The following is a 23,307-nucleotide window of genomic DNA, read 5'->3' on the forward strand; positions in this document are numbered from 1 at the left end:
AGAGGATTTCGTCATGGCCGAAGAGAGTGCCCCGATGGAAGGTCAGAAGAGCAGCTTCGCCGACATCGGCAAGGAGATGTGGTCGTTCCTGACCGGACGGAACGCCGCGATCAACTACCAGTTCGTCGACATGTCCGTGGAGGTGCCGCGCAGCACCGGGGCCGACTCGCCCCGGGCCACCTGGAAGCTCAACGGCACGCTGCGCATCACCACCGAAGACCGCGCAGCGCTCTGATGGACGGTCGGACCCGCACGCTGGTCGTGCAGGCCGACGTCCGCGTGGAGGTGGACGGTCTTCCGGCGCACCTCACCGGATCCGGCCGTGACCTGCAGCTGAGCACGGACGCCCCCGCCCGGTTGTGGACGGAGTTCACCCGGGCCGAGCTGCCGTCGGGCTGGGGACGCGTCAACGGGCCCCGGGCCATCGGGCGGATCGCCGACCAGCTCGCCGGCCAGGGATTGTCGCTCTCGGTCGTCGGGCCCACCGGTGAGGTGGTGCGCCTCGGCGACCGGGTGTCGTCGCGTCTCGGGCGGGTCGCCACCGGCAGCGCCGCGGTGCACTTCGGATCGCCGCGGACGCTGGCGCCCACGGTGGTCGAGGTGGTCCGCCACGGCGGGGCCGGGTTGTTCGACCGGCTCCGACGGCGGTTGCGCCGCTGACCGACCGCACGCACACGACAGCGCCGCCGACGGATCCCCGTCGGCGGCGCTGTCGTGTTCCGGCCGGTCGGCCCGTCCGGTCAGCGGTTGCGGGCGTTGGACGCCGCCACCGGGACCAGCACCATGATCGACACCCCGACGACCAGGTTCACCAGGGCCAGCGCCAGCTGGGACCCGATGGCCACCGGGGCGGCGAACGGCAGCAGCACGGCGAGGGCGACGAGCAGTCCGGTCAGCCAGCCGTAGTAGACGGCCGGCCGCGGCGCGAACGCGAGCATCCCGTCGTAGGCCAGTGCCGCCAGCATCGCGACCAGCGCGGCGAGCAGGCCGTAGGTCCCCACGTGCGCGCCCCCCAGCCCGATCGAGGCCAGACCCACCGGGACCTTGAGCAGATCCTGGGCGATGACCAGGCCGATCACCCCGGACAACGCCGCCACCCCGGAGGTCAGGACCGCGCCGACCCAGAAGCGGCCCTGGTCGACCACCGCGAAGCGGCCGGCCGGCCGGACGGCGGCTGCCGTGTCGACGGGCTGCAGGGAGCCGGCCGGCGTGTCGTACGCGGGCTCGACGCGACTCACCGGCACCGGGAACGAACGGTAGTGGGTGCCCCCCACCGGGAACCGGTCGGTGACGCGCGGATCGCCGTAGCCGGTGAACCGCGGTCCGTCGAAGCGGGGGCCTGCGGCCGAGCGGGCGTCCGCGGCGTAGCGGACGTCCCGGTCGTCGGTCCGCTCGTCGCGGTGGTCGCCATCCCGGTCGAAGCCGTTGGTGGTGCCGAGGGACTTCCACTGCTGCTCGGGGCTGACGATGGTGGACATTGCGGACCTTCTTCTCTGTGTCCGGCGCTGTGCTGGCCGGCTGAGAACCATCCTCGGTCCGGTCCGACGGCGACACCGTCGGCCGTCCGGTGGGTCCGTCGGCGGAACCCGGGCTCCACCGATCGGCGGACACCGGGGTCCTCCGGTCGTCAGCCGCCGCCGGTTCCGTCCGAGCGGACCGGCAGTTCCACGGTGACCCGGGTGCCGTGCGGGAGAGCCGGCGCGATCAGGAACCTGCCGCCGGCCGCCTCCACCTTCCACCGGTGCGACGCGACCCCGATGTGGCCGGCCGCGAGCCGGCGCTCGACCGCACCGTCGGCGATCCCCCGCCCGTCGTCGGTGACGGTGACCCGCAGCAGGGCGTCGGTACGCTCGACGACGATCGCCACCGCGCTCGCGTGCGCGTGCTTGACCACGTTGCCGAGCGCCTCCCGCACCGCGGAGTACACCACCAGATCACCCGCGTCCCGCCGTACCGCCGGTGCGTCGTCCGGCCGGACGACCACCGAGATCGCGAGACCGGTACGGGCGGCGGTGGTGTCGGCCAGGTCGCGGACCGCCTGGTCCAGCCCCGCCTGCGCGAGGACGGCCGGGTGCAGCTCGCTGACGGTGGACCGCAGGAGTCGACTGGACTGGGTCAGCGCCTCGTCGATCCGGTCGAACGCCGCCGGGTCGCCGGTGTCACGGGCCTCGTCCAGCTCCAGCCGCGCCCCCAGCAGGTACTGCAGGGCACCGTCGTGCAAGGCCTCGGCGAGCTCACGGCGCTGCCGGTCCTCGAGCGTGCCGAGCTGCTCCAGCAGCGCGGCCCGGTCCTTGGCGAGACGGCCGATCTCGGCCACCCGACTCCGCTGGACCCGGCTGAGCAGCACGGCGGCCAGCGCCACCGCGGCCACCACCACGGTCCGCAGCACCACCGAGCTCCACGGCTCCCACTGGGTGCTGTCCTCCCCGTAGGTGCGGGCCGCGGCGCTGGAGACGAAGTACAGGACGGTGGTGACCGCGCCGATGGCCGCGCCGAGCCCGGGCCGCAACTGGGTCGCCGCCAGCAACGGGATGAGGAGGAAGCCGTTGACCAGGATGTACGGCGTCCAGCTCTGGTCCTCCGAGGCGCCAGTCACCTGCACCAGCACACCGAACAGCAGCAGGTCCACGGCCAGCACCAACCAGGTCAGTCGGGCCAGGTGCTGCGGGTCACGGCGGAACCAGAGCAGGACCAGTCCGGCGAAGCCGGCGTAGCCGACGACCAGCGCGCGGCAGAGACCGGCGTCGAACTGCGGCGGCTCCCACCAGACGGTGGCCGCGGCGAAGGCGACGAGCAGCCACCGGAGGGCGACGTGCAGCGCGGCACCGCGGGCCCGTTGGGCGTCGACCCGGGCACCGGCGTCGGACCACCCCCCGGCCGGCCGCCGGTCGGATTCCGTGGCGCGCTCAGACATCGTCGTCCCCCCGTCGCGGACCCCGGTATCGCGGCAGCTCGCGACCGGTCCCCGCGATGGTGCCACGTGCGATGCTGTGTGCTCCGCAGTCCGATCCGCCCGTGCCGCGCCGACCGCCGAGGACCGATGACCACTTCCACGCCCCGGATCACAGTGCTCGTCGCCGACGACCACCCGTTCTTCCGCGACGGTGTCACCCGCGGCCTGCTGCAGAGTGGGATCGTCGACGTGGTCGCACAGGCCGAGGACGGCCGGCAGGCGCTGGAGCTGATCCGCCGACACCGCCCACAGGTGGCTCTCGTCGACTACCAGATGCCCGACATGGACGGCCTGGACGTCCTGCACGCTGTGGTCCGCGACGCCCTGCCGACCCGGGTGCTGCTGTTGTCCGCCGCGACCGACAGTGCCGTGGTGTACCGGGCTCTCGAGGAGGGCGCGGCCGGCTACCTGTCCAAGGACGCCCGCCGCGCGGAGATCGTGGACGCGGTCCGGCAGGCCGCCAGGGGGGACATCGTGGTGCCGCCGGCTCTGGCGGCCGGCCTCGCCGGACAGATCCGGCTGCGCGCGACGTCGTCGGCGCCGGTGCTGTCCGAGCGCGAGCGCGAGGTGCTGGTGGGCTTCGCCCAGGGGAAATCGATCCCGGCCATCGCGGGCGAGCTGTACCTGGCCCCCAGCACCGTCAAGACGCACACCCAGCGGCTCTACGAGAAGCTGGGCGTCTCCGACCGGGCCGCCGCCGTCGCGGAGGCGATGCGGCGGGGCCTGCTCGAGTGACGGCCCGCGTTCACGGCGTCCCGACGCCTCCACCAGTGCGCCGATCCCCCACGACCACTCGACGGCCGGACGGACGCTCAGCCGCCGGCCGCTGATGCCGTGCGGGATGATCCCGCAGCCGGCGGAGATCCGCACCCGGCACCCACGGCACGAGCCCGGTGCCCTCGGTGCGCCCGATCAGCCGCGGATGGTGCTCCGCCGCCACCTCCTCGGCCCAGCCGCGGACGAGCAGGTTCCCCGTGCCGCGCGGGCCGCCAGGGACGTCGGTCCCGCGCCGAGAACCCGACACGCCTGTCGGACCGTCGATCTCGGTCCGCCGGTCGTCGCGGGCGGGCCGTCGGGGCCGCACCGTGCCGCAGCCGGCGGGTCGCGGTGCGCGGCCCCGGACGGTGGCGGCCACGGACGGTCCGGAGCGGCGATCCGCCGGGCCGTCGCGGGGTGGGCGTCGCTCCGCCGGCCACGGAGCCCATCGCCGCCGCCGGCGTGGCCGTCCCGTCGCCGGAACGCGGCTCTCGACCGGAGGAATCCGTCTTGTTACTATCAGCGACAACTCGAACACGGAGAGGATGCAGGATGCGGCTCCACCAGGGCTCCGGATCATCGGACGTCGCGTCCGCACGCGTCGGATGACCACGCCCCGGGTGACGGCCGACGCCGCGCTGCCGCACCCCCGGTCCGCCGCCGGCGACCACACCCCCTCGCGGCCCGCCCTGGCCGTGGCGACCGGCCCGGCGCCGGTCACGGCCGCCGTCCCGCGACTCCCCGTGGGTCCGTCGCGACACCACCCGGGGTCCGGCGCCGCGACCGTGCCCGAACCGGTCCGGCTCGCCGAACTGCACAGTTTCGAGGTGCTCGACACGCCCGCCGAGGACGACTTCGACCTGCTCGTCCGCCTGGCGGCGCACGTCTGCGACGCGCCCATCGCCCTGATCAGCCTGGTCGACACCCACCGCGTGTGGTTCAAGGCGCGCGTCGGCCTCGACCTCTGCGAGAGCGACCGCGCCGGCTCGTTCTGCGACGACGCCCTGTCCCGACGGGAGCTGCTGGTCGTCCCCGACGCGGCAGCCGATCCACGGTTCGCCCACGGGGCGTTCGTCAGCGGCCGGCCGGGGGTGCGCTCCTACGCCGGCGCACCCCTGGTCACGCCGTCCGGGGCGGTCCTGGGCACCTTGTGCGTGCTCGACGTCCGCCCCCGGGACCTCACCCCACTGCAACGGACCCAGCTCACCGGGCTGGCCGGACAGGTGGTCGCCCAGCTGCTGCTGCGCCGGCAGGCCGGCCGGTTGCAGGCCGAGACCACCGCCCACGAAGCCGCCGAGGAGGCCCTGCGGGCCAACGAGCGGCTCCTGCGGGGCGTGCTGTCGCATCCGGACGCGATCGTGTTCGCCAAGGACCTCGAGGGCCGGTACCTGCTGTGCAACACCGCGGGCCACCAACTGTTCGGCGTGCCGGACGGCTCCCTGATCGGGCGGACCGACGACGAGGTGCTCGACACCGCCTCCGCGTCGGTGCTGCGGCGCGGTGACGACCAGGTGCTGCGCCACGGCGCCCGGGTCAGCGCGACCGAGTCGTTCGTGCAGACCGGCGGGATCCGCCGCGACTACCAGACCACGAAGTTCCCGCTACACGATCAACACGGGGCGGTGTACGCCATCGCCGGTATCTCCACCGACATCACCGCTCAGCTGGGCACCGAACGGGCGCTGCGTCAGAGCGAGACCCGGTGGCGGCAACTGTTCGACGCCTCACCGGTGGGGGTCGGGCTGATCGACGAACACGGCCGGTGGATCGCGGTGAACCCCGCGCTGTGCACCCTGCTGGGCCGACCCGCCGCGGACGTCGTGGAGCATCCCGCCGACGACGTCGTGCACCCCGGCGACTCCTTCGACGTCGCCGCCATCTCCGCGCTGATCGCCGGCGCGACGGGCGGCGCCCCGTACAGCGAACTGCGGTTCCGGCTGCCGGACGGCGAGTACCGCTGGGTCGGGACCACTCTGGCGCACACCCAGGGTCCCGACGGGCAACGGTGGACGGTGGCGCACCTGCAGGACATCACCGAGCGGGTGGCCGCGGAGCGGTCCGCCCGGGAGGCCCAGGCCGACCTGACGGCCGTCGTCGAGGTGGTGCGCCGCGTCCAGGCGGCCGCCGACGCCCACCGCATCGTCATCGAGGCCTGTGTGGAACTGGCCGGCGCCGACACCGTCTCGCTGCTCGAGCCCGCTCCCGGTGGCGGCAGTCTGCAGGTGACCGCGGCGAGCCGGGTCGGGCGGCGCGGCCAGCTCATCCCCCTCCGGGTCCGCGACGCCGGCCTGCACGGTCTCGACCCACGGGCGGCGGCGTTCCTGTCGGGCGAGTCGGTACTGACCAAACAGCGGCTGCCGCACACCCCCGGTCTGCCGGCCACCGCGCCGGGGGCGGGGCTGATGGTGCCGATCCGGTCACACACCGGGGTGTCCGCGGTGCTGGCCGTCGAATGGGCCGCGCCCGGGCCGGGACCCGACGACCGGCGCGCCCAGGTGGTGACGATGCTGGCCGCGCAGGCGGGCTCGGTGCTCAGCCAGCGTTCGCTGCTGACCGAGCTGGAGACGCTCGCCCACACCGACGCCCTGACCGGGTTGCCCAACCGCCGCAGCTGGGAGCTGCGGCTGCGCTCGCTGCTGACCACGGTGCCGGCCGGCCGCGGACTGGTCGTCGCGTTGATCGACTTCGACCACTTCAAGCACTACAACGACAGTCGTGGACACGCCGCCGGCGACGTGCTGCTCAGCGGCTTCGCCCGGCAAGCCCGGGCCCAGCTCAAGGCCGACGACATGCTGGCCCGGTGGGGCGGCGAGGAGTTCGCGCTGTCGTTGGTGGACTGCGGCGAGGCGGACGCCGAAGCGGTGCTCGAGCGGGTCCGCACGGCCGTGCCGGACGGCCGGACCTGCAGCATCGGTTACCGGATGGTCGGTCCCGGCGACCGTCCGGAGGATCTGATGGCCGGCGCCGACCTCGCGCTGTACCGGGCGAAGAACACCGGCCGCGACCGGGTGTGCCGTGATCCCGGGGCCGCCGGCGGCTGACCGGTCCCGTGACCGGCGCAGCCGCCCCGCCCGCCCGCGGTGTGGATGGACGGGGCTGCACCCCTCCGACCCGGTCCGCCGGTCGGGGTCGGCGGACGGGCCACGGCCCGCCGGCGGCGACGTGTCGCCGCCGGCGTCTCGACCGATGGAGGTGGTTCGGACCCCGGCCGGGAGGGGTTTGGTCCGGCTCCGACATCCGTCGCCCGCGGTGCGCGACGGGACCGCCGCGACACGGGTGTGCCGCTCCCCGCTCCCCACGGACACGTCCTGCCACACTGCCCGGATGACGCGACTGCAGCGCTGGGCCGACCGCACCGAGGTGCCGTTGATCGTGGTGGCCCTGGTCTTCCTGGGTGCCTACGCCGTTCCGATCGTCCGCCCGGACCTGCCCCGGACCGTGGTGGCGTGGTGCGAGGCGATCGTCACCGTCACCTGGATCCTGTTCGGGGTCGACTACCTGGTCCGGGTCCTGCTGGCCGATCACCGGTGGCGCTTCGTCCGCTCCAACCTGTTCGACCTGGCCGTCCTCGTGCTGCCGTTGCTGCGGCCGCTGCGGCTGTTGCGGCTGCTGGCCCTGCTGTCCGTCCTCAACCGGTCCACCGCCGACAACCTGCGCGGCAAGGTCGTGGTCTACGCCACCGGCGGCGCACTGCTGCTGCTGATCTGTGCCGGACTCGCCATCACCGACGAGGAGCGCCTCGCGCCCGACTCCACCATCACCTCGTTCGGGGACGGCCTGTGGTGGGCCATCACCACCATGACCACCGTCGGCTACGGCGACCGCTACCCGGTGACCACGACCGGCCGCGTCATCGCCGCGGCGCTGATGGTCGGCGGCATCGCCCTGCTCGGCGTGGTCACCGCGACCCTGGCGTCGTGGATGGTGCAGCAGGTGGCCGAGGCCACCGAGGCCGACCAGACCGTCACCAAGGCGCACATCGACCAGCTCGCCGCCCGGATCGAGGACCTGCAGGGCGAGATCCGCCGCCTGGCGCCCCCGCCGCCCGCGACCACCGGCGCTCCCGCGGGCCCAGACCACCCGGGGGCGGCTCCGGCATCGGGGTGATTCCGGTCTCCGGACCTCCCCGACCGGCGTCGGAGCCGGTCGGCTGGGTATAGCTCCCGACGCTGAACGGACGTCCCCGACGCCTGCTCCGACCCCGGTGCGCCGCGGTCCGCGGGGTACGGGACGACCAGGGTCACCGTCCCGCCGGATTTCCGCACGGCGACGGTTCTGTGATCCTGTGAACCCGTTCCGACGACGACACGACCACGGCGCTGTGCGCCCTATGACACGAGGTGACGATGACCGCGACCCAACGGGTCTGGCCGGGAACCCCCTATCCGCTCGGTGCCACCTACAACGGCACCGGCACGAACTTCGCGCTGTTCTCCGAGGTGGCGAAAAAGGTCGAGCTGTGCCTCTTCGACGGCGACGGCACCGAGACGCGCTACCCGCTGACCGAGCGCGACGCCTTCGTCTGGCACGGCTACCTGCCGCACGTCGGACCCGGGCAGCAGTACGGCTTCCGGGTGCACGGTCCCTACGAGCCGGAGAACGGCCACCGCTGCAACCCCAGCAAGCTGCTGCTCGATCCGTACGCGAAGGCGATCGAGGGTGACATCGACTGGGACCAGGCCTGCTTCTCCTACACCTGGGGCGACGAGGACTCGTTCAACGACGAGGACTCCGCGCCGCACATGAGCAAGTCGGTCGTGGTGAGCCCGTTCTTCGACTGGGAGAACGACCGCCCGCCGCGTATCCCCTACGCCGACACGATCGTCTACGAGGCGCACGTGAAGGGCCTCACCCAGACGCACCCGGGCATTCCGGAGGACATCCGCGGCACCTACGCGGCGCTGGCGCACCCGGTCATGCTCGAGCACTACAAGAAGCTCGGGATCACCGCGATCGAGTTGATGCCGGTGCACCAGTTCGTGCACGACAGCCACCTCGCCGACCGCGGGATGCGCAACTACTGGGGTTACAACACCATCGGTTTCTTCGCCCCGCACGCCGAGTACTGCTCGCAGGGCCAGAACGGCCAGCAGGTGCAGGAGTTCAAGGCGACCGTCAAGGCGCTGCACGAGGCGGGCCTGGAGGTCATCCTCGACGTGGTCTACAACCACACCGCCGAGGGCAACCAGCTCGGCCCGACGCTGTCGTTCCGCGGCATCGACAACGCCGCCTACTACCGGCTCGTCGACGGCGACCAGGCGCACTACTTCGACACCACCGGCACCGGCAACTCGCTGCTGATGCGGCACCCGCACGTGCTGCAGCTCATCATGGACTCGTTGCGCTACTGGGTCACCGAGATGCACGTCGACGGGTTCCGCTTCGATCTGGCCAGCTCCCTGGCGCGCCAGTTCCACGAGGTGGACCGGCTGTCGGCGTTCTTCGACCTGGTCCAGCAGGACCCGATCGTCAGCCAGGTCAAGTTGATCGCCGAGCCGTGGGACATCGGTTCCAACGGCTACAACGTCGGCGGGTTCCCCCCGCTGTGGACCGAGTGGAACGGCAAGTACCGCGACCAGGTCCGCGACTTCTGGCGCGGCCAGGACGCCACCCTCGGTGAGTTCGCCTCCCGCTTCACCGGGTCGGCGGATCTGTACGAGGGCGACGGCCGCCGGCCGCACGCGTCGATCAACTTCGTCACCGCGCACGACGGCTTCACGATGCACGACCTGGTGTCGTACAACGAGAAGCACAACGACGCCAACGGCGAAGGCGGCAACGACGGCGAGAGCAACAACTCGTCGTGGAACTGCGGCGTCGAGGGCGAGACCGACGACCCGGAGATCCAGGCGCTGCGCGAGAAGCAGAAGCGCAACATGCTGATGACGCTGTTCCTGTCGCAGGGCGTGCCGATGCTGCTGCACGGTGACGAACTGGGCCGCACCCAGCAGGGCAACAACAACGTCTACGCGCAGGACAACGAACTGGCCTGGGTCGACTGGGAGCGGGCGGAGGAGTTCTCCGACCTCACCGACTTCGTCGGCATCCTCGGGGCCCTGCGTCACGCGCACCCGGTGCTGCGCCGTCGGCGCCACTTCACCGGTCGCGGGTTGAAGAACGAGGAGCTGGCCGACATCGGCTGGTTCACCCCGTCCGGTGACCAGATGTCCAACGAGGACTGGGACAACGCGCACATCCGGTCGGTCGCCGTGTTCCTCAACGGCGACGCCATCCGGGAGCCCGACGACCGCGGCGAGAAGGTCGTGGACGACTCGTTCTTCGTCCTGTTCAACGGCCACTACGAGCCGATCGACTTCACGCTGCCCGACCTGTTCGCCGGCCAGTCGTGGATCATCGAGGCCGACACCGCCCTCGGCGCGGCCGAGGTGGTGGCCATCTCCGGTGGCGTGCCGGTCGTCGTCGAGCCGACGGTGGTGAAGACGGGCGAGACCTTCGCCGTCGACGCACGCTCGATCCGGTTGCTCAAGCGCACCACCTGAGTCCGACAGCACGACGCCCACGGCGCCGGCCCTCCACGGAGGGCCGGCGCCGTGGGCGTTGCTGCGGGTGATGCCGTGATACTGCCGGGGACGGACTACTGGCCGCGGCCGGTCTTGCCCTGCAGCTCGTCGATCATCGTGCTGGCGTCGGCCTTGGTCAGATCCTCGGGGACCTCGACGTCGGCCTCCTGGGCCAGGGTGTGCAGGTAGGACTCCTGCGGGCCGGTCATCGGCTCACCGCCGGTCACCCACTCCTTGGGGTCCTTCTCCGGGTTGGTCGAGACGTTCTCGTCGGAGGCGGTGGCGTTGCTGTCGCCGGCTGCGGTGTCACTGGGCTTGCTCATGGCGTGTCCTTCTCGTCGTGCCTGCCGGAGCAGGGCGGTCCGTCGGAAACCGCAGTACCCACCTGCCGCCCGGTCGAACCTGCGTTCGAACCCGGTCCCGCGTCGTGGACGACATTCCAATTCCCGGCCGGGAGTGGCGTTCACCCGACCGTCCGGAGGGCCTCGGCGGCACCGCGTCCCGAGGGCAGGCTCGCCCTCCCCGAGCACCGGCGCCGGGACCGGTGCGGCCGCCGTCCGGGCCGACCGGGTCCCCCGCGCACGGACGGGCCGCATCCGGCGCCGGTGATCCGGGAGTACTTCGGTGAACGGCGCCGCCTGCCGGGACGTACTTCCTGCAGGGGGCGGCACCGTCCCCGATCCTCGACGTGGAGGTACGCATGTCCGTGCGCCTGTCCCGTGTCCTCGTGGCCACCCTGCTGGCCCTCGGCGTCGGCGTCGCCGCCGCTCCCGCTGCCGCCGCCCACCCCGGCGGCGGCGGCTCCGGTCCGGCCCGCATCGAGCTCCCGGCCGGTTTCCAGCCGGAGGGCATCTCCAGCGCGGGATCGGTCTTCTTCGTCGGTTCCCGCACCGACGGCGCCATCTACCGCGGCAGCCTGCGCACCGGCGAGGGTGCGGTCCTGGTGCCCGGCACCCCCGGCGGCTTCGCGGCCGGCACCGAGGTGGACCGCGCCGGTCGGCTCTGGGTCGCCGGCGGCGCCACCGGGACCGGCACCGTCTACGACACCCGCACCGGCGCCCGGCTGGCCCGCTTCGACTTCGACACCAGCGGCGCCGCCTTCATCAACGACGTGGTCGTGACCCGCAACGCCGCGTACTACACCGACTCACGCCACCCGGTGCTCTACGTCGTCCCGCTGGGCCGCCACGGCAGCGTCGGTGAGGTCACCGCCCTGCCGCTGACCGGCGCGGTGCAGGTCGTCCCCGGCGCCACCAACCTCAACGGCATCGAGACCACCCCGGACGGCCGGCGACTGCTGGCGGTGCAGTCCAACACCGGACTGCTCTTCGCCGTCGACCCGTCCACCGGGGTCACGACTCAGGTCGATCTCGGCGGGGTCGGCGTGGCCAACGGCGACGGCCTGCTGCGGGACGGCCGGACGCTGTACGTGGTGCAGAACCGGCTGAACACCATCGCCGCGTTCGATCTGGACAAGACCGGCACCCGCGGGACCCTGCGGGAGCTCATCACCAGCGGCGACTTCGACATCCCGACCACCGTCACCGGGTCCGGCAGGTACCTGTTCGCCGTCAACGCCCGGTTCGGCACCGCCGATCCGCTCACCGCCGCGTACTGGATCACCCGCGTACCCCGCTGAGCCCGGGGCCGTGGTGCCCCGGCCCGCGCGGCACGGGGCCGGGTGACGCCGCCGTCCGGGTCAGCCGAACGCCCGGATCCCGAGGTGGACGGCCAGCGCCAGCCCGGCCGCTCCGATGAGCCAGCGCAGCACCGTGGCGGGTGACCGCCGGACCACGGCGGGTCCCAGCCGGGCACCGATCAGGCATCCGATGCCCAGCGGGACGACCGCGGACCACTGCACGGGGGCGAGGACGACGAACCCGGCCGCGGCCACCAGGTTCGCCGCCCCCAGCAGCACGTTCTTCGCCGCGTTGGCGCGGGGCAGGTCCAGCGGCGTGCTGTGCAGCAGCAGCGCCAGCAGCAGCACTCCCGCGGCGGCGCCGAAGTAGCCGCCGTAGACCGCGATCGCCCCGAGGGCGACGGCCTGCAGGACCCGGTGCCGCCGGGTCGGCCCGGCGTCGGCCGCGGGATCGGTGCGCCGGCGTGGGATGAGGATGGTCAGCGCCGCCGCGCCGAGGAGGAACGGCACCACCTTCTCGAAGCCGTCCGCGGGCGTGGACAGCAGCAGGGCCCCGCCGAGCACCCCGCCGAGCACCGCCACCGGAACCAGCGGCCGCAGGAAGGGGCCCTGCCCACGCAGTTCCGGGCGCGAACCCAGCACCGACCCGATGGTGGAGAACGTCAGCGCGACCGTGTTGGTGACGTTGGCGTCGATCGGTGACAGCCCGACGGCGAGCAGGCCCGAGTAGGTGGCCAGCGACGCGAGCCCGGCGATGCTCCCGGTCAATCCACCGGCGATGCCGGCGACGACGAGGAAGCAGAACGCGAGGACCGACACCCGCGTGATTCTCCCAGCCCGCTGACGCATGTCCCGCCGTCGATGCACCCGGACGGGTGTGCCGCCGGTCTCCCGTTCGCCCGGTCGTGAGTAATACGCGGGTAAAGGCCCTCCTGAGCGTGAGCTCCGACACGCATTGTTAACAGCGGCGTCCCCGAAGGGGTCCTCACCACCTCCTACAGTTCGCGGCACGAGCACCGACGTCCACGCTGCGAGACGCGGTTCGCCCCCGAGGAGATCCCATGACGCACCCGCAGCACCAGCGGCGCCCCGCCCGGGCGCTCCGTCGTCCCGGGGCGGCCCTCCCGCCCCGCGGTCACCGTCGCCCGCTCCACCCGAGGACGGCGTCCGCCGTCCCGACCCCTCAGGAGACCCGATGACCACCACCGACAAGCCGTCGTCGCTGGACGCCGAACAGGTCGGCTACAAACAGTCGCTGGGCCGCCGACACGTGCAGATGATCGCCATCGGCGGCGCCATCGGCACCGGCCTGTTCCTCGGCTCGGCCTCCCGGCTCAACGCCACCGGACCGGCCCTGCTGATCAGCTACGCCACCGTCGGCGTGATCGCGTACTTCCTGATGCGCGCGTTGGGCGAGCTGGTCCTGCACCGCCAGACGTCCGGCGCCTTCGTGTCGTACATGCGCGAGTTCTACGGCGAGAAGGCGGCCTACGTCACCGGCTGGATGTACTGGCTGAACTGGGCGCTGACCGGCATCGCCGAACTCTCCGCCGTGGCCATCTACATGCAGTACTGGTTCCCGGAGCTGCCGCGCCCGATCACCGTGCTCGTCGCGCTGGCCGTCGTGCTGATCATCAACCTGCTGTCGGCGCGGGCGTTCGGTGAGTTCGAGTTCTGGGCGTCCATCCTCAAGGTCGGCGCGATCGTGATCTTCCTCGTCGTCGGGCTCGTGGTGGTGATCGGCCGGTTCGACATCGGTGACCACCAGGCCGGGTTCCAGAACCTGTGGAGCAACGAGGGCGGCTTCTGGCCGACCTCGGGCGGCTACAACTGGTACGGCCCGATCCTGGTGATGAGCGGCGTGGTGTTCGCCTACGCCGCCATCGAGATGGTCGGCGTCGCCGCCGGCGAGATGGCCGACCCGAAGCGCGAGGTCCCCAAGGCGGTCAACTCGGTCATCTTCCGGATCGCCGTGTTCTACTGCGGCTCGATCCTGCTGCTGGTCAGCATGCTGCCGACCACCGACTACACCGCCGGCGAGAGCCCGTTCGTCACCGTGTTCGGCGCGATGGGGCTGAACTGGATGGGCGCGCTCATCCAGGCCGTGCTCATCGTCGCCGCGATGAGCAGCCTGAACTCCGGGCTCTACTCCACCGGCCGGGTGCTGCGCAGTCTGGGGATGAGCAAGCAGGCGCCGGCCTTCACGCTCAAGATGAGCAGGTCCGGCGTGCCGTGGGCCGGCATCGTGATGACGTCCGTGGTCTACGTGTTCGGCGCCATCCTCAACGAGATCGACCCGGACGCCTTCGAGACCGCCCTGGAGGCGGCCGCCATCGGCGTCGTGTTCACCTGGGGGACGATCTTCGTCTGCCAGCTGCGGCTGCGGAAGCTGGTGGACAGGGGCGTGATCCCGAAGGCGCCGTTCCAGATGCCCGGCTCGCCGTACACCAGCTGGATCGGCCTGGTCTTCCTGGGTCTGGTGCTGGTCGGGATGGCCATCTCCGGGTGGCAGTCATCGCCGGAGTTCTGGCACAAGACCAGCTTCATCGTGATCGTCATCGGCATCCCGGTGATCGCGCTGCTGCTCACCATCGGCTGGAACGTGGTGCGCAACAGGGTCGTGGAGAACACCGGCGGCCGGATGGGACCGCACTGGACCGACGAGGGTCCGGCCTACGGTGACGACGACCCGGAGCTGACCTCCGGCCACCGCGCACCGTGACGGCACGGACGCCCTGACGGCGTCCACCGGCCCCGGGTGCACCCGGGCACGAACCGCCCCGACCGGGCACCGACGGCACCGTCGGTGCCCGGTCGGCTGTGACAGGAGACCGCGATATCGAACCGCCCGCCCCGTGACACGCCGGCCGACCCGGCCCGATCGGTCGAGTCGCTGGCCCGCTTCCTCGCCCGGCATCCCCCGTTCGACGCGCTGCCACCCCCCGAGCGGCACACCCTCGCCGCCGCCGCGACGATCGAGGACGTCGCCCCGGGGGTGACCGTGCTGGACGCGTTCGCCGCCCCGAGCACGGCGATGTTCGTCGTCGTGGCCGGCGAGGTCGAGCTGTGGGACACCGCCGACGCCGCCGGAGCGCCCGACGAGACCCTCGCCGCCGGCGGGGTGTTCGGGTTCTCCGCGATGCTGAGCCGGTCGGCCGTCGGCCCGATCGCCCGCGCCCTGGGGCCGGTGCGGCTGGCCCGGATCCCCGCCGACGCGGTCACCCCGGCGTTCTCGTCGGGCTCGGGCGTGCGGTTCCTGGCCGAGACGTTGACCGCGGTCAACACCCGCACCGGCCAGTCCGGCTACGGCATCGTCGACGAGCTGATCGTCTCGGTGCCGCTGGTGGTGCCGCCGACCGCCACCGTCGGTGAGGTGGCACGGGCCATGAACCGACGCGACACGCGCTATGCCGTGGTCGATCTCGGCGAGGTCGCGACACCAGCGCCGCACGCCGGTGGCAGCCCCGTCCACGGGCTGGTGACCGACGGGACGCTGCGCCGGCTCGTCCTCGGCGCCGGCCGGGGCGCCGACACCCCGGTCACGGAGGCGATGATGCACCCGGCTCCCCGGGTGTTCGCCGGCACCCTGGCCGCGCAGGCGCTGCTCGAACTCACCGACCGCGACCTGCACTGTCTGCTGGTGGTGGGGCGCACCGGAGATCTGCGCGGCATCGTCGACATCGCCGACTTCCTGGTCTCTCCGTCCACCGTCGGGGTGTCGTTGCGGCAGCAGATCGCCCGGAGCACCACCGCCGACCAGCTGGTGACGCTGTCCCGGCGAGCGCCGTTGGTGCTGTCGGACCTGCTGCGCCGGGGTCGCAGCGCCGGGGAGATGACCACCGTCTACTCGACCGTCGTGGACGCCCTCACCCAGCGGGCGCTCACGCTCGTGCTCGAGCAGCACCCCGGGGTGGACCCGGCCGGCGTGACCTGGCTCGCGCTGGGCAGCACCGGACGACGCGAGCCGGTCTTCAGCTCCGATGTCGACGCGGCCGTGGTGCTCGCCGACGACGTGGACCCGGTGGCGGCGCGCACCCGCTACCGCGCCGCATTCGACGACGTCGGGGCGCTGCTGGCGCGCTGCGGGCTCCGGGTCGACGGCCACGGGGCGGTGCCCTGGCGACCGGCGTTCGCGCGGACCCGCCGCGAGTGGCGGGACGCGGCGACCCGCTGGATCGAGTCGCCGCTCGACGACAACGGCATGATGATGACCTCGCTGCTGCTGGACGCCCGGCCCGTCCACGGCGAGCCCGGGCCGCCGATCGTGGCCGAGGTCTTCGGCGACGTGCACCGGCTGCCGGGGACCCTGCGGCTGCTGCTGGCCGAGTCCCTGTCCACCCGCGCCCGGCTCCGCTCCATGCGCGACGTGCTGGCCCGCCGCGGCGGCACCTTCGACATCAAGACGCACGCGCTGCGTCCGGTGGTGGACATCGCCCGGTGGGCGGCACTGGCCGTCGGCTCCACCGAGCTGTCCACCGCCGGCCGGCTGGCGGCGGCGTCCGGTTCGCCGATGCTGCCGGAGGACTCCGCGGCGGTGCTGACCGAGGTGCACGAGGTGCTGCAGCGGACCCGGCTGCGGTACCAGCTCGCCCAGCTCGACCGCGGCGAGGAGCCGAGCGACGTGATGTCGATGCGCCGGCTGTCGCCGCTGGACCGCAGCCTCATCGGGCAGGCGGTCCGGGAGATCGCCGTCGTGCAGAAGCGGATGGCCAACGTGTCGCACCTGGTGGACCCGGCGGCGTGGGGCACGCCCGGCGTCAGCGGATGACGCGGGCGCCGTCCAGGACGAACGGCTCCCACCGCACCCCGCCGACCGCCCCCAGGCAGGGGTCGACACCGACGACGGCATGCGCCCCGACCGGCACGGTCACGTGGCGCCGGTCGCGATCCACCTCGGCCACCGCGGTGACCGCGGGACCGGCCCGCCAGACGTCGCGCTGCCAGTCGATCACCGTGGAGTGGCCGTGCAGCTGCGAGAAGGGCAGCTCGGCCGGCAACTGCTGCCAGGACGCGACCAGCTCGTCGCCGGCCGCCGCCCACAGCGGCCCGGCGGTGGTGGACACCACGCCGTCGATGAGCACCCCGCCGTGGAAGAGCACCGGCTCGTGCACGGTGCCGATGAGGCCGTTCAGGGCCCGCGCCGCGTACGGGGCGGCGGTGGGGGCGGCGAGCACGGTCGACCAGTAGCCGCGGGTGAGGCCGGCGTGGGTGACCAGCCAGTCGTCGGTGGGTCCGGCGATCGCCGCCGCCACCTGCATGCGGCCGTCGCGCCACCAGTCCTGGACGGTACGGACGGTGGCGCGGTCGAGCTTCTCGCGCCAGACGAACCGGGGCTCCTCGGTGAGGTACTGGGCCTCGTGGTTGCCGGCGAGTTGCACCCACCGGCCGGGGTGGTCGGTCATCAACCGGTCGACGAGCCGCACCACGCCGGGGGTGTCCGGGCCGCGGTGGATCAGGTCGCCGACCTGGACGACGGTGAGATCGTCCGGCAGCGCACAGGTCCGGGGGTCGGCGCCGAGCCCGGTGAGCACCCGGGTGAGCTCGGCGGCGTGCCCGCCGATGTCGCCGAGCACCGCCACGCGTCCGACCGCCACCGCCACCCCCTCGTCGCCCCCGGGCTGCATCGTCTCATCCGGGCGGCGATCGGGCGGGCCGCGCCCGCCTGACCCGGCCGCACCCGCCGCGCGCGGATCGGGCGGGCCGCGCCCGCCTGACCCGGCCGCACCCGCCGCGCGCGGATCGGCGCGGACCTCGCCGGGGTCAGCCGAGGCGCCGGCGGACGACGGCCTTCGCGAGCACCAGCGCCACGGTGGCCGTCACCGCGCCGGCCCACAGCCACGGGCTGGACCCGACATTCGCCGGATCGGCACTGAAGAAGCCGGTCGGGTCGGGCGCCGGCGGACGACCCGCTCCCAGTTCCGCGCGCACCCCCGCCGGGACGTTCGCCAACGGCAGGCTGACCCCACAGCCGGACTCGCGCAGGACGCCGCCGTGGACGGTCGGCAGCATCAGGTACGGCCGGTCGTCGTAGCCGGTGCCACAGACCGGGGGGACGAGAACGTCGACGGTGCGGTCGACCTCACCGCGGTAGACCGTGTCCACCGTGAAGGTCCACCGGGTCGCGTCCGACCAGTGCAGCCACCCGACGGGCTCACCGACGGACGTGACGCGGCCGACGAACACCGGTTCCGGGTTCTCGGCCAGCCGTTCGGCGAGGGAGACGTCGACGCAGCTGCAGGCGTGCGCCGTCCCCGGCACACCGACCGACACCAGCCCGCCGAGGAACGCCGCGGCCGCCAGCGACCCGATCCGACGACCCACGGTGGGAGCCTCCCCTCTGTGCTGGTCGGAGCGTAACCGGGGCCGGGCGCTCCGGCGCGGCTCACGCCTCCCGGTCCGGGCGGGTGGGGCGGCGGGGTGAGAAGCTACCTGTCACGACTCCCGCGCCGCCGCGGCCGGCGGGTCGCGACGCCGGCAGACCCCGCTCGGAGAGGCGAACCATGACCGACACCGCGACGGACCTCCCCGGGCGCGCCGGGATCGGGGAACGTGAGATCACCCTCCGCTTCCTCGCCGCCCCCACCGACGTGGCCCTGATCGACAGCACCGCCGTGGCCGGCGGGCGGGTCCTGGAATGGATCGACAAGGCCGCCTACGCCTGCGCGGTCGGCTGGAGCGGTGGCTACTGCGTCACCGCCTACGTCGGCAACGTCAGCTTCACCCGGCCCATCAACTCCGGCGAGCTCGTCGAGGTGCTCGCCCGGCTGGTCTACACCGGCCGTTCGAGCATGCACATCGAGGTGTTGGTGTCCTCGGCCGATCCGCAGCTCGGGGTCTACACCCTCGCGACCTCGTGCACCGTCATCTTCGTCGCCGTCGGTGACGACGGCCGCCCGGTCCCGGTGCAGCAGTGGGAGCCGGTGACCGACGACGACCGCTGGCGCGGCCGCATCGCCCGCGAGAAGATCGCCGTCCGGGCCGATGTCGAGGCCGCGATGAAGGAGCAGACCTACACCGACGACACCGCGGCGCAGCAGGCGACGCTGCGGTTCCTGGCCGCCCCGACGGACGTGAACTGGGGCGGCAAGACCCACGGTGGCACGGTGATGCGCTGGATCGACGAGGCCGCGTACGTGTGCGCCGCCGGGTGGAGCGGTCAGCGCAGCATCGCCATCTACTCCGGCGGGATCCGGTTCTACCGGCCCATCCTCATCGGCCACCTCGTCGAGGTGCAGGCCCGGCTGCTCTACACCGGGCGGTCCAGCATGCACGTCTCGGTGCACGTCCGCTCGGGCGACCCGAAGGCGCCGGAGCTCCAGCTGACCACCCACTGCCTCAGCGTCTTCGTGGCCCTGGACGCCGACGGCCGCACCACGAAGGTGCGGCCGTGGGTGCCGCAGACCGACGAGGACCGTCGCCTCGACGCGCACGCCCAGCATCTGGTCAAGCTGCGGGCGCGGCTGGCGCCGCCCTACCCGGTCTGACCTCCGGTCGGCGGGCCGCCGCGACGCGGGCGATCCGGACGGGCCCGGACCGTCGGGGCGCCGGGACCCCTCCGCCCGGCGCCACCAGCCGCTCCATCCACGGCCGGTCCGGCCGCACCGACGGCGCCGGCAGCGGCGCGGCCGGCAGCGGCGCGGCCGGCAGCGGGGCGGCGGACACCGGTGGGGCCGCGGACACCGGTGGGGCCGCAGACGACGCCCACCCGGCCGGAGGACGCCCCGGCCGCACCACCCGGCGGCCACCGGCCGCCCCGCCGGACCGCCGCGCGAGATCCCGGGCGGCCGCGATCACCGCGGCGGCGCCGGACCGGGCGGCCGGCGCCCGCCTGCCGGACCGGCCGGCCACCGGGTGCGCGGCCGTCTGCGTGGGTCGGTCCATCGTCAGGCCGTGGCCCCGCAGAGCGCGGTGGCGTTCGCGCGCAGTTCCGCCAGGAGCCCGTCGACGATGGCCCGGTCGTAGCTGACCATGCCGACCCCGAGGTCCGCGAGGCACATGTTCTCCTCGGTGACGACCCAGGCGGCGGCATCGGCCCACTCGTAGTGCCGGCCGTGGGCGTCCATGGTGCCCGGGTTGTCGGAGAACAGCGCCGCGGTGGCGTCCGACGGCCGGACCCCCCGCGCGAAGGCGCCGACCTCGATGTTCGTCGCGGCCCCGACGCAGGCGTCCCCCTCGCACGGGGCTCCCCGGAAGGCCTTGACCGCGGCGTCCTCCATCCCGCTGGGCCGGGGGACGACGACGGACATCAGGGTGGCCACGAGGTCGCCGCCCTCCTCGCCCGCGGTCCAGGTGCACTGATGACTGACTTGGAAGTCCTGCTCCTCGGTGGTGGTCTCCCAGCCGTCGGTGAGCGAGATACCCGGGGTGGCGGGGCAGTCGGTGGGTGGTTCGCCGGCCGGCAGCTCGCCGATCGCCGCACCGCCGCCGGTCGGGGACGCACCGCCGCCGGCGGCTGACGGTGGGGCGGAGCCGGAACAGCCGGCGGTGGCGATCAGGGCTGCGGCCATGGTCGCGAACAGGACGGGCCGGATGGGACGCATGCATTCACTCCTGGGTCTGGGGGGGTTCGGGTCGGCCCGACGTACGCCGTCACGGGCGAGGTCGGACCGGGGCCTGCATCGGGGGGTCAGCCGGTCGGGTCGAGGCGGGTGACGGGCCGGCCCTCGTCCTGCCAGGCGGCCATCCCACCGTCGAGGTGCGCGATGTCGGTGTAGCCGAGCGCCCGCATCGTGACCGACGCCAGTGCCGACTGCCCGCCCAGCCCGCAGTACAGCACCGTGCGCCGCTGCGGGTCGAGACCTGTCAGGTGATAGGAACTTTCGGGATCGGCAAGGAACTCGAGCATGCCGCGCGGGGCGTGCAGCGCCTGCGGGATGTGGCCGTCGCGGCGCAGTTCGTCGGCGTCGCGCAGGTCGACGAGGGTGATGCCGCCGTCCTCGAGTTCGCGGGCCACCTCGGCCACGCTGAGGTTGGGTATCTGCTGCCGGGCCGTGCTGATCATGTCTTGGACGCCCATCGCGGGCTCCTTCCGTGTGCTGGGGTTGACGGTTCCCAGTCCAGCCGCCGGCCGGCTGCGGCACATCCGTGGGAACCACGGAACCGGCCACGGAGATCGGTACGGACACCGCGGCCGGCCCCGGGGGATACTCGTGCCCATGTCCGAGACGGCCCCCGATCCCACCGCGGCCGGTGTCACCCGCCGCGAACGTGAGGTGCTGGACCTGGTGGTCGCCCGGCTCGCGAACCGGGAGATCGCCGAGGCCCTGTTCCTGTCGGAACGGACGGTCGAGAGCCACGTGTCGTCGCTGCTGCGCAAGCTCGGCGGCCGGGACCGTTCGGCCCTGCTGCGGTTCGCCCCGCCGCCCACCGTCCCGACCGCCACCGCCGGGGACGCGGCCGGCAGCCGCGGGTTGCCCCATGTGCTGTCCAGCTTCGTGGGGCGGGACCGCGAGACGGCCGACGTGCTGGACCTGATGCGACGGCACCGGCTGGTCACCCTGACCGGGCCGGCCGGCGCCGGGAAGACCCGGTTGGCCGTGCAGCTGGCCGGGTCCGAGGCGATCGGTGGCCCGGTGACCATGGTCGACCTGGCCACCGTCCGCACGCCCGACGACGTGGAACGGGCCTTCGCCGACGCACTCGGCGTGACCGGTGACGACCGTCGTCTGCGGTCGGTGGTGCGCCGGACCGCCGCGTCCCGTCCGCAGCTGCTGCTGATCGACAACTGTGAGCACGTCGTGGACACCACCGCCGAGCTGGTCGGCGAGCTGCTCGCCGACTCCCCCGACACCCGGGTGCTGGCCACCGGTCTCGGGCCTCTGCGGGTGGCCGGTGAGTCGGTGTACGACGTGCCACCGCTACCGGTGCCCAGCGACGCCGCGGCGACCGGATGGGACGCCGACGATCCGGACGGGTCGGCGGTGTCGTTGTTCGTCGAGCGCGCCCGCGCGGTCGATCCCCACCTGGCCATGACTGACGAGAACCGCGCGGCGGTGGCCACCATCTGCCGGCTGCTCGACGGGTTGCCGCTGGCGATCGAGCTGGCCGCGGCCCGAGCGCGGTACTACAGCCCGGTGCAGCTCGTCAGCCTGCTCGACGACCGCTTCGCCCTGCTCACCGACGCCGCGCGACCCAGCCGGCACCGCACCCTCGAGGCCGCCCTGCGGTGGAGTCACGATCTGCTCGGAGACGACGAGAAGCGTCTGCTCGCACGGTGTGCCGTGTTCCCGGCCGACTTCGACCACGACACCGCGGCGCAGGTGCTCATCCTGCCGCCACTGGCCGCGACGGACATGGTGCGGCTCTTCCCCCGGCTGCTCGACCGGTCGCTGATCTCCCGGCGGCAGGGCACCTCGGGCACCCGCTACCGGCTGCTGGACAGCGTCCGGCAGTTCGCCGCCGGGAAGCTGGCCGAGGCCGGCGAGGTGCAGCGCCTCCAGGACCGCCACGCCGACCACTTCCTGGCCGCCGCGGTGACGCGGGCGGCGGATCTGCAGGGCCCCCGGCAGCCGGCCGCGATCGCCTGGTTCGACGAGCACTGGTCCGATCTCCGGGTGGCCGTGCGGCACAGCCTCCAGCGGTCCGACCACACGGCGGCCTGGGCGTTCTTCAGCGGTGTGGGCCTGGGCTGGGAGGTGCTCGGCGCCCGGGGTGAGGTGTTCGACTGGCTCCGGGTGCTCCTCGCGCGGGGTCTCCCCGACGGACCGCCCGGAGTGCGCGCGGCGGCCGGTGCGGCGGTGATGCTCAGCTATCAGGACACCGGGCACGCCCTCCGCGTCGCCCGGCAGGGGTTCGCGCTGGCGCGCGGCCTACCGCCCGGTCCGGAGCTCGCGCTGGCCCACTTCGGTCTGGGATGGGCGCTGATGTACCAGCACGGCGAGACGGGCATCCCGCACCTGGAGACGGCGCGGGACCTCTTCGCCGCCGCCGGCCTGCGGTGGCACGAGGCACTGGCCATCGACGCGATCGGCCTGTCCACCACCGACCTCGACCGTTCGGTGGCGTTCTCACTGCGGGCGGTGGAGGTCCTCACCGGGCTGGGCGACCGGGTGTGGCGGGCCAGCGCGCTGGTGCAGCTGGCCAACCGCTGCATCCGCGCCGGCGTCCGCACCGAGGAGGCGCAGGTGTGGCTGGCGGAGTCGGAGCGGCTGGCGATCGAGACCGGCAACCGGCACGGCGTGCTCCACGTGTCGGCGTTCCGCGCCTTCCTCGACCAGCGCCGCGGGATGGCGGTCGCCGACCGGCTCGAGGAGCTCACCGTCGAGTTCGAACGCATCGGTGACAAGCGATGCGCCGTCCGGTGTCTGCTCGGCCGGGCCCGCGAGCAGGGGTCCGGTGCCGAGCGGTCGCAACTCGTCGAGCGGGCCGGCGTGCTGGCCGGGGAGATGGACGACGTCACCCTGAGGTCGGCGGTGCAGGCCGCGCGGGCCTCGGCCTGA

General features: G+C 73.3%; 19 protein-coding genes. 11 read left to right on the forward strand and 8 right to left on the reverse strand.

The genetic code is table 11. The features are described from left to right. Nucleotides 1–13: 13 nt before the first annotated feature. Both DB033_RS07120 and DB033_RS07125 read left to right on the forward strand, forming a co-directional pair. Nucleotides 14–235: a hypothetical protein gene (locus DB033_RS07120; protein WP_111766066.1), complete on the forward strand. Its 222-nt coding sequence runs from the start codon at nt 14–16 to the stop codon at nt 233–235. Then, a complete protein-coding gene (locus tag DB033_RS07125) occupies nt 235–660 on the forward strand; it encodes a hypothetical protein (RefSeq protein WP_111766067.1) in 426 nt (141 codons plus the stop codon). Before DB033_RS07120 ends, DB033_RS07125 begins: the two co-directional genes overlap by 1 nt. An 80-nt stretch (nt 661–740) precedes the next feature. On the opposite strand, the gene DB033_RS07130 is transcribed toward DB033_RS07125, so the two are convergent. Beyond that, nucleotides 741–1,478 (reverse strand): hypothetical protein, encoded by a 738-nt coding sequence (locus DB033_RS07130; RefSeq protein ID WP_111766068.1) that lies wholly within the window; start codon nt 1,476–1,478, stop codon nt 741–743. 149 nt (nt 1,479–1,627) lie between these two features. Further along, a complete protein-coding gene (locus DB033_RS07135) occupies nt 1,628–2,914 on the reverse strand; it encodes a sensor histidine kinase (RefSeq protein ID WP_111766069.1) in 1,287 nt (428 codons plus the stop codon). Nucleotides 2,915–3,040: 126 nt separating this feature from the next. Here DB033_RS07135 and DB033_RS07140 point away from each other — a divergent pair, with 126 nt between their 5' ends. The 4 genes from DB033_RS07140 to glgX all read left to right on the forward strand — a co-directional run bounded on the left by DB033_RS07140 (nt 3,041) and on the right by glgX (nt 10,209). Further along, nucleotides 3,041–3,688, forward strand: coding sequence for a response regulator (locus DB033_RS07140; protein WP_111766070.1), 648 nt, complete (start codon nt 3,041–3,043; stop codon nt 3,686–3,688). 626 nt (nt 3,689–4,314) lie between these two features. Beyond that, nucleotides 4,315–6,750: a sensor domain-containing diguanylate cyclase gene (locus DB033_RS07150; protein ID WP_170315489.1), complete on the forward strand. Its 2,436-nt coding sequence runs from the start codon at nt 4,315–4,317 to the stop codon at nt 6,748–6,750. 283 nt (nt 6,751–7,033) lie between these two features. Then, a complete protein-coding gene (locus DB033_RS07155; protein WP_111766073.1) occupies nt 7,034–7,816 on the forward strand; it encodes a potassium channel family protein in 783 nt (260 codons plus the stop codon). Nucleotides 7,817–8,055: 239 nt separating this feature from the next. Further along, nucleotides 8,056–10,209 (forward strand): glycogen debranching protein GlgX, encoded by a 2,154-nt coding sequence (gene glgX, locus DB033_RS07160; protein ID WP_111767311.1) that lies wholly within the window; start codon nt 8,056–8,058, stop codon nt 10,207–10,209. Nucleotides 10,210–10,304: 95 nt separating this feature from the next. On the opposite strand, the gene DB033_RS07165 is transcribed toward glgX, so the two are convergent. Further along, complete coding sequence (locus DB033_RS07165) at nt 10,305–10,553, reverse strand: DUF3072 domain-containing protein (RefSeq protein WP_111766074.1); 249 nt, start codon at nt 10,551–10,553, stop codon at nt 10,305–10,307. Between the two features lie 377 nt (nt 10,554–10,930). Between DB033_RS07165 and DB033_RS07170 the strand changes: the two genes are divergently transcribed. Continuing rightward, nucleotides 10,931–11,869: an SMP-30/gluconolactonase/LRE family protein gene (locus DB033_RS07170; protein WP_111766075.1), complete on the forward strand. Its 939-nt coding sequence runs from the start codon at nt 10,931–10,933 to the stop codon at nt 11,867–11,869. 60 nt (nt 11,870–11,929) lie between these two features. Here the strand turns inward: DB033_RS07170 and DB033_RS07175 are convergent, their stop codons facing one another. Continuing rightward, nucleotides 11,930–12,688, reverse strand: a complete 759-nt coding sequence (locus DB033_RS07175) for a sulfite exporter TauE/SafE family protein (RefSeq protein WP_205843701.1) — start codon at nt 12,686–12,688, stop codon at nt 11,930–11,932. Between the two features lie 376 nt (nt 12,689–13,064). Between DB033_RS07175 and DB033_RS07180 the strand changes: the two genes are divergently transcribed. Beyond that, the gene (locus tag DB033_RS07180) at nt 13,065–14,591 is read left to right on the forward strand and encodes an amino acid permease (protein ID WP_111766077.1); all 1,527 of its coding nucleotides are present in this window, start codon (nt 13,065–13,067) and stop codon (nt 14,589–14,591) included. Nucleotides 14,592–14,864: 273 nt separating this feature from the next. Continuing rightward, nucleotides 14,865–16,637: a putative nucleotidyltransferase substrate binding domain-containing protein gene (locus DB033_RS07185; RefSeq protein WP_205843702.1), complete on the forward strand. Its 1,773-nt coding sequence runs from the start codon at nt 14,865–14,867 to the stop codon at nt 16,635–16,637. Here DB033_RS07185 and DB033_RS07190 read toward each other — a convergent pair. Then, nucleotides 16,627–17,493 (reverse strand): metallophosphoesterase, encoded by an 867-nt coding sequence (locus tag DB033_RS07190; protein WP_111766079.1) that lies wholly within the window; start codon nt 17,491–17,493, stop codon nt 16,627–16,629. The genes DB033_RS07185 and DB033_RS07190 overlap by 11 nt on opposite strands. 136 nt (nt 17,494–17,629) lie before the next feature. Further along, nucleotides 17,630–18,190: a hypothetical protein gene (locus tag DB033_RS07195; RefSeq protein ID WP_111766080.1), complete on the reverse strand. Its 561-nt coding sequence runs from the start codon at nt 18,188–18,190 to the stop codon at nt 17,630–17,632. A 179-nt stretch (nt 18,191–18,369) separates the two neighbouring features. Between DB033_RS07195 and DB033_RS07200 the strand changes: the two genes are divergently transcribed. Next, nucleotides 18,370–19,353, forward strand: a complete 984-nt coding sequence (locus DB033_RS07200) for an acyl-CoA thioesterase (RefSeq protein WP_111766081.1) — start codon at nt 18,370–18,372, stop codon at nt 19,351–19,353. 399 nt (nt 19,354–19,752) lie between these two features. Here DB033_RS07200 and DB033_RS07210 read toward each other — a convergent pair whose 3' ends face one another. Beyond that, complete coding sequence (locus DB033_RS07210) at nt 19,753–20,409, reverse strand: hypothetical protein (RefSeq protein WP_111766083.1); 657 nt, start codon at nt 20,407–20,409, stop codon at nt 19,753–19,755. An 86-nt stretch (nt 20,410–20,495) separates the two neighbouring features. Continuing rightward, complete coding sequence (locus DB033_RS07215; RefSeq protein WP_111766084.1) at nt 20,496–20,885, reverse strand: rhodanese-like domain-containing protein; 390 nt, start codon at nt 20,883–20,885, stop codon at nt 20,496–20,498. A gap of 139 nt (nt 20,886–21,024) precedes the next feature. Between DB033_RS07215 and DB033_RS07220 the strand changes: the two genes are divergently transcribed. Further along, nucleotides 21,025–23,307 carry an ATP-binding protein gene (locus DB033_RS07220; RefSeq protein WP_170315490.1) on the forward strand — a complete coding sequence of 761 codons (2,283 nt, stop codon included), beginning with the start codon at nt 21,025–21,027 and terminating at the stop codon, nt 23,305–23,307.

It is taken from the genome of Nakamurella deserti (genome assembly GCF_003260015.1).
Taxonomy (GTDB): domain Bacteria; phylum Actinomycetota; class Actinomycetes; order Mycobacteriales; family Nakamurellaceae; genus Nakamurella; species Nakamurella deserti.

What these genes read in the sequence shown, in the direction of transcription:
- DB033_RS07170 (WP_111766075.1), top strand. Translation starts at nt 10,931, where the DNA reads ATGTCCGTGCGCCTGTCCCGTGTCCTCGTGGCCACCCTGCTGGCCCTC.
- DB033_RS07210 (WP_111766083.1), bottom strand. Translation starts at nt 20,409, where the DNA reads ATGCGTCCCATCCGGCCCGTCCTGTTCGCGACCATGGCCGCAGCCCTG.
- DB033_RS07165 (WP_111766074.1), bottom strand. Translation starts at nt 10,553, where the DNA reads ATGAGCAAGCCCAGTGACACCGCAGCCGGCGACAGCAACGCCACCGCC.
- DB033_RS07155 (WP_111766073.1), top strand. Translation starts at nt 7,034, where the DNA reads ATGACGCGACTGCAGCGCTGGGCCGACCGCACCGAGGTGCCGTTGATC.
- glgX (WP_111767311.1), top strand. Translation starts at nt 8,056, where the DNA reads ATGACCGCGACCCAACGGGTCTGGCCGGGAACCCCCTATCCGCTCGGT.
- DB033_RS07120 (WP_111766066.1), top strand. Translation starts at nt 14, where the DNA reads ATGGCCGAAGAGAGTGCCCCGATGGAAGGTCAGAAGAGCAGCTTCGCC.
- DB033_RS07130 (WP_111766068.1), bottom strand. Translation starts at nt 1,478, where the DNA reads ATGTCCACCATCGTCAGCCCCGAGCAGCAGTGGAAGTCCCTCGGCACC.
- DB033_RS07190 (WP_111766079.1), bottom strand. Translation starts at nt 17,493, where the DNA reads ATGCAGCCCGGGGGCGACGAGGGGGTGGCGGTGGCGGTCGGACGCGTG.
- DB033_RS07200 (WP_111766081.1), top strand. Translation starts at nt 18,370, where the DNA reads ATGACCGACACCGCGACGGACCTCCCCGGGCGCGCCGGGATCGGGGAA.
- DB033_RS07220 (WP_170315490.1), top strand. Translation starts at nt 21,025, where the DNA reads ATGTCCGAGACGGCCCCCGATCCCACCGCGGCCGGTGTCACCCGCCGC.
- DB033_RS07125 (WP_111766067.1), top strand. Translation starts at nt 235, where the DNA reads ATGGACGGTCGGACCCGCACGCTGGTCGTGCAGGCCGACGTCCGCGTG.
- DB033_RS07140 (WP_111766070.1), top strand. Translation starts at nt 3,041, where the DNA reads ATGACCACTTCCACGCCCCGGATCACAGTGCTCGTCGCCGACGACCAC.
- DB033_RS07135 (WP_111766069.1), bottom strand. Translation starts at nt 2,914, where the DNA reads ATGTCTGAGCGCGCCACGGAATCCGACCGGCGGCCGGCCGGGGGGTGG.
- DB033_RS07150 (WP_170315489.1), top strand. Translation starts at nt 4,315, where the DNA reads ATGACCACGCCCCGGGTGACGGCCGACGCCGCGCTGCCGCACCCCCGG.
- DB033_RS07180 (WP_111766077.1), top strand. Translation starts at nt 13,065, where the DNA reads ATGACCACCACCGACAAGCCGTCGTCGCTGGACGCCGAACAGGTCGGC.
- DB033_RS07215 (WP_111766084.1), bottom strand. Translation starts at nt 20,885, where the DNA reads ATGGGCGTCCAAGACATGATCAGCACGGCCCGGCAGCAGATACCCAAC.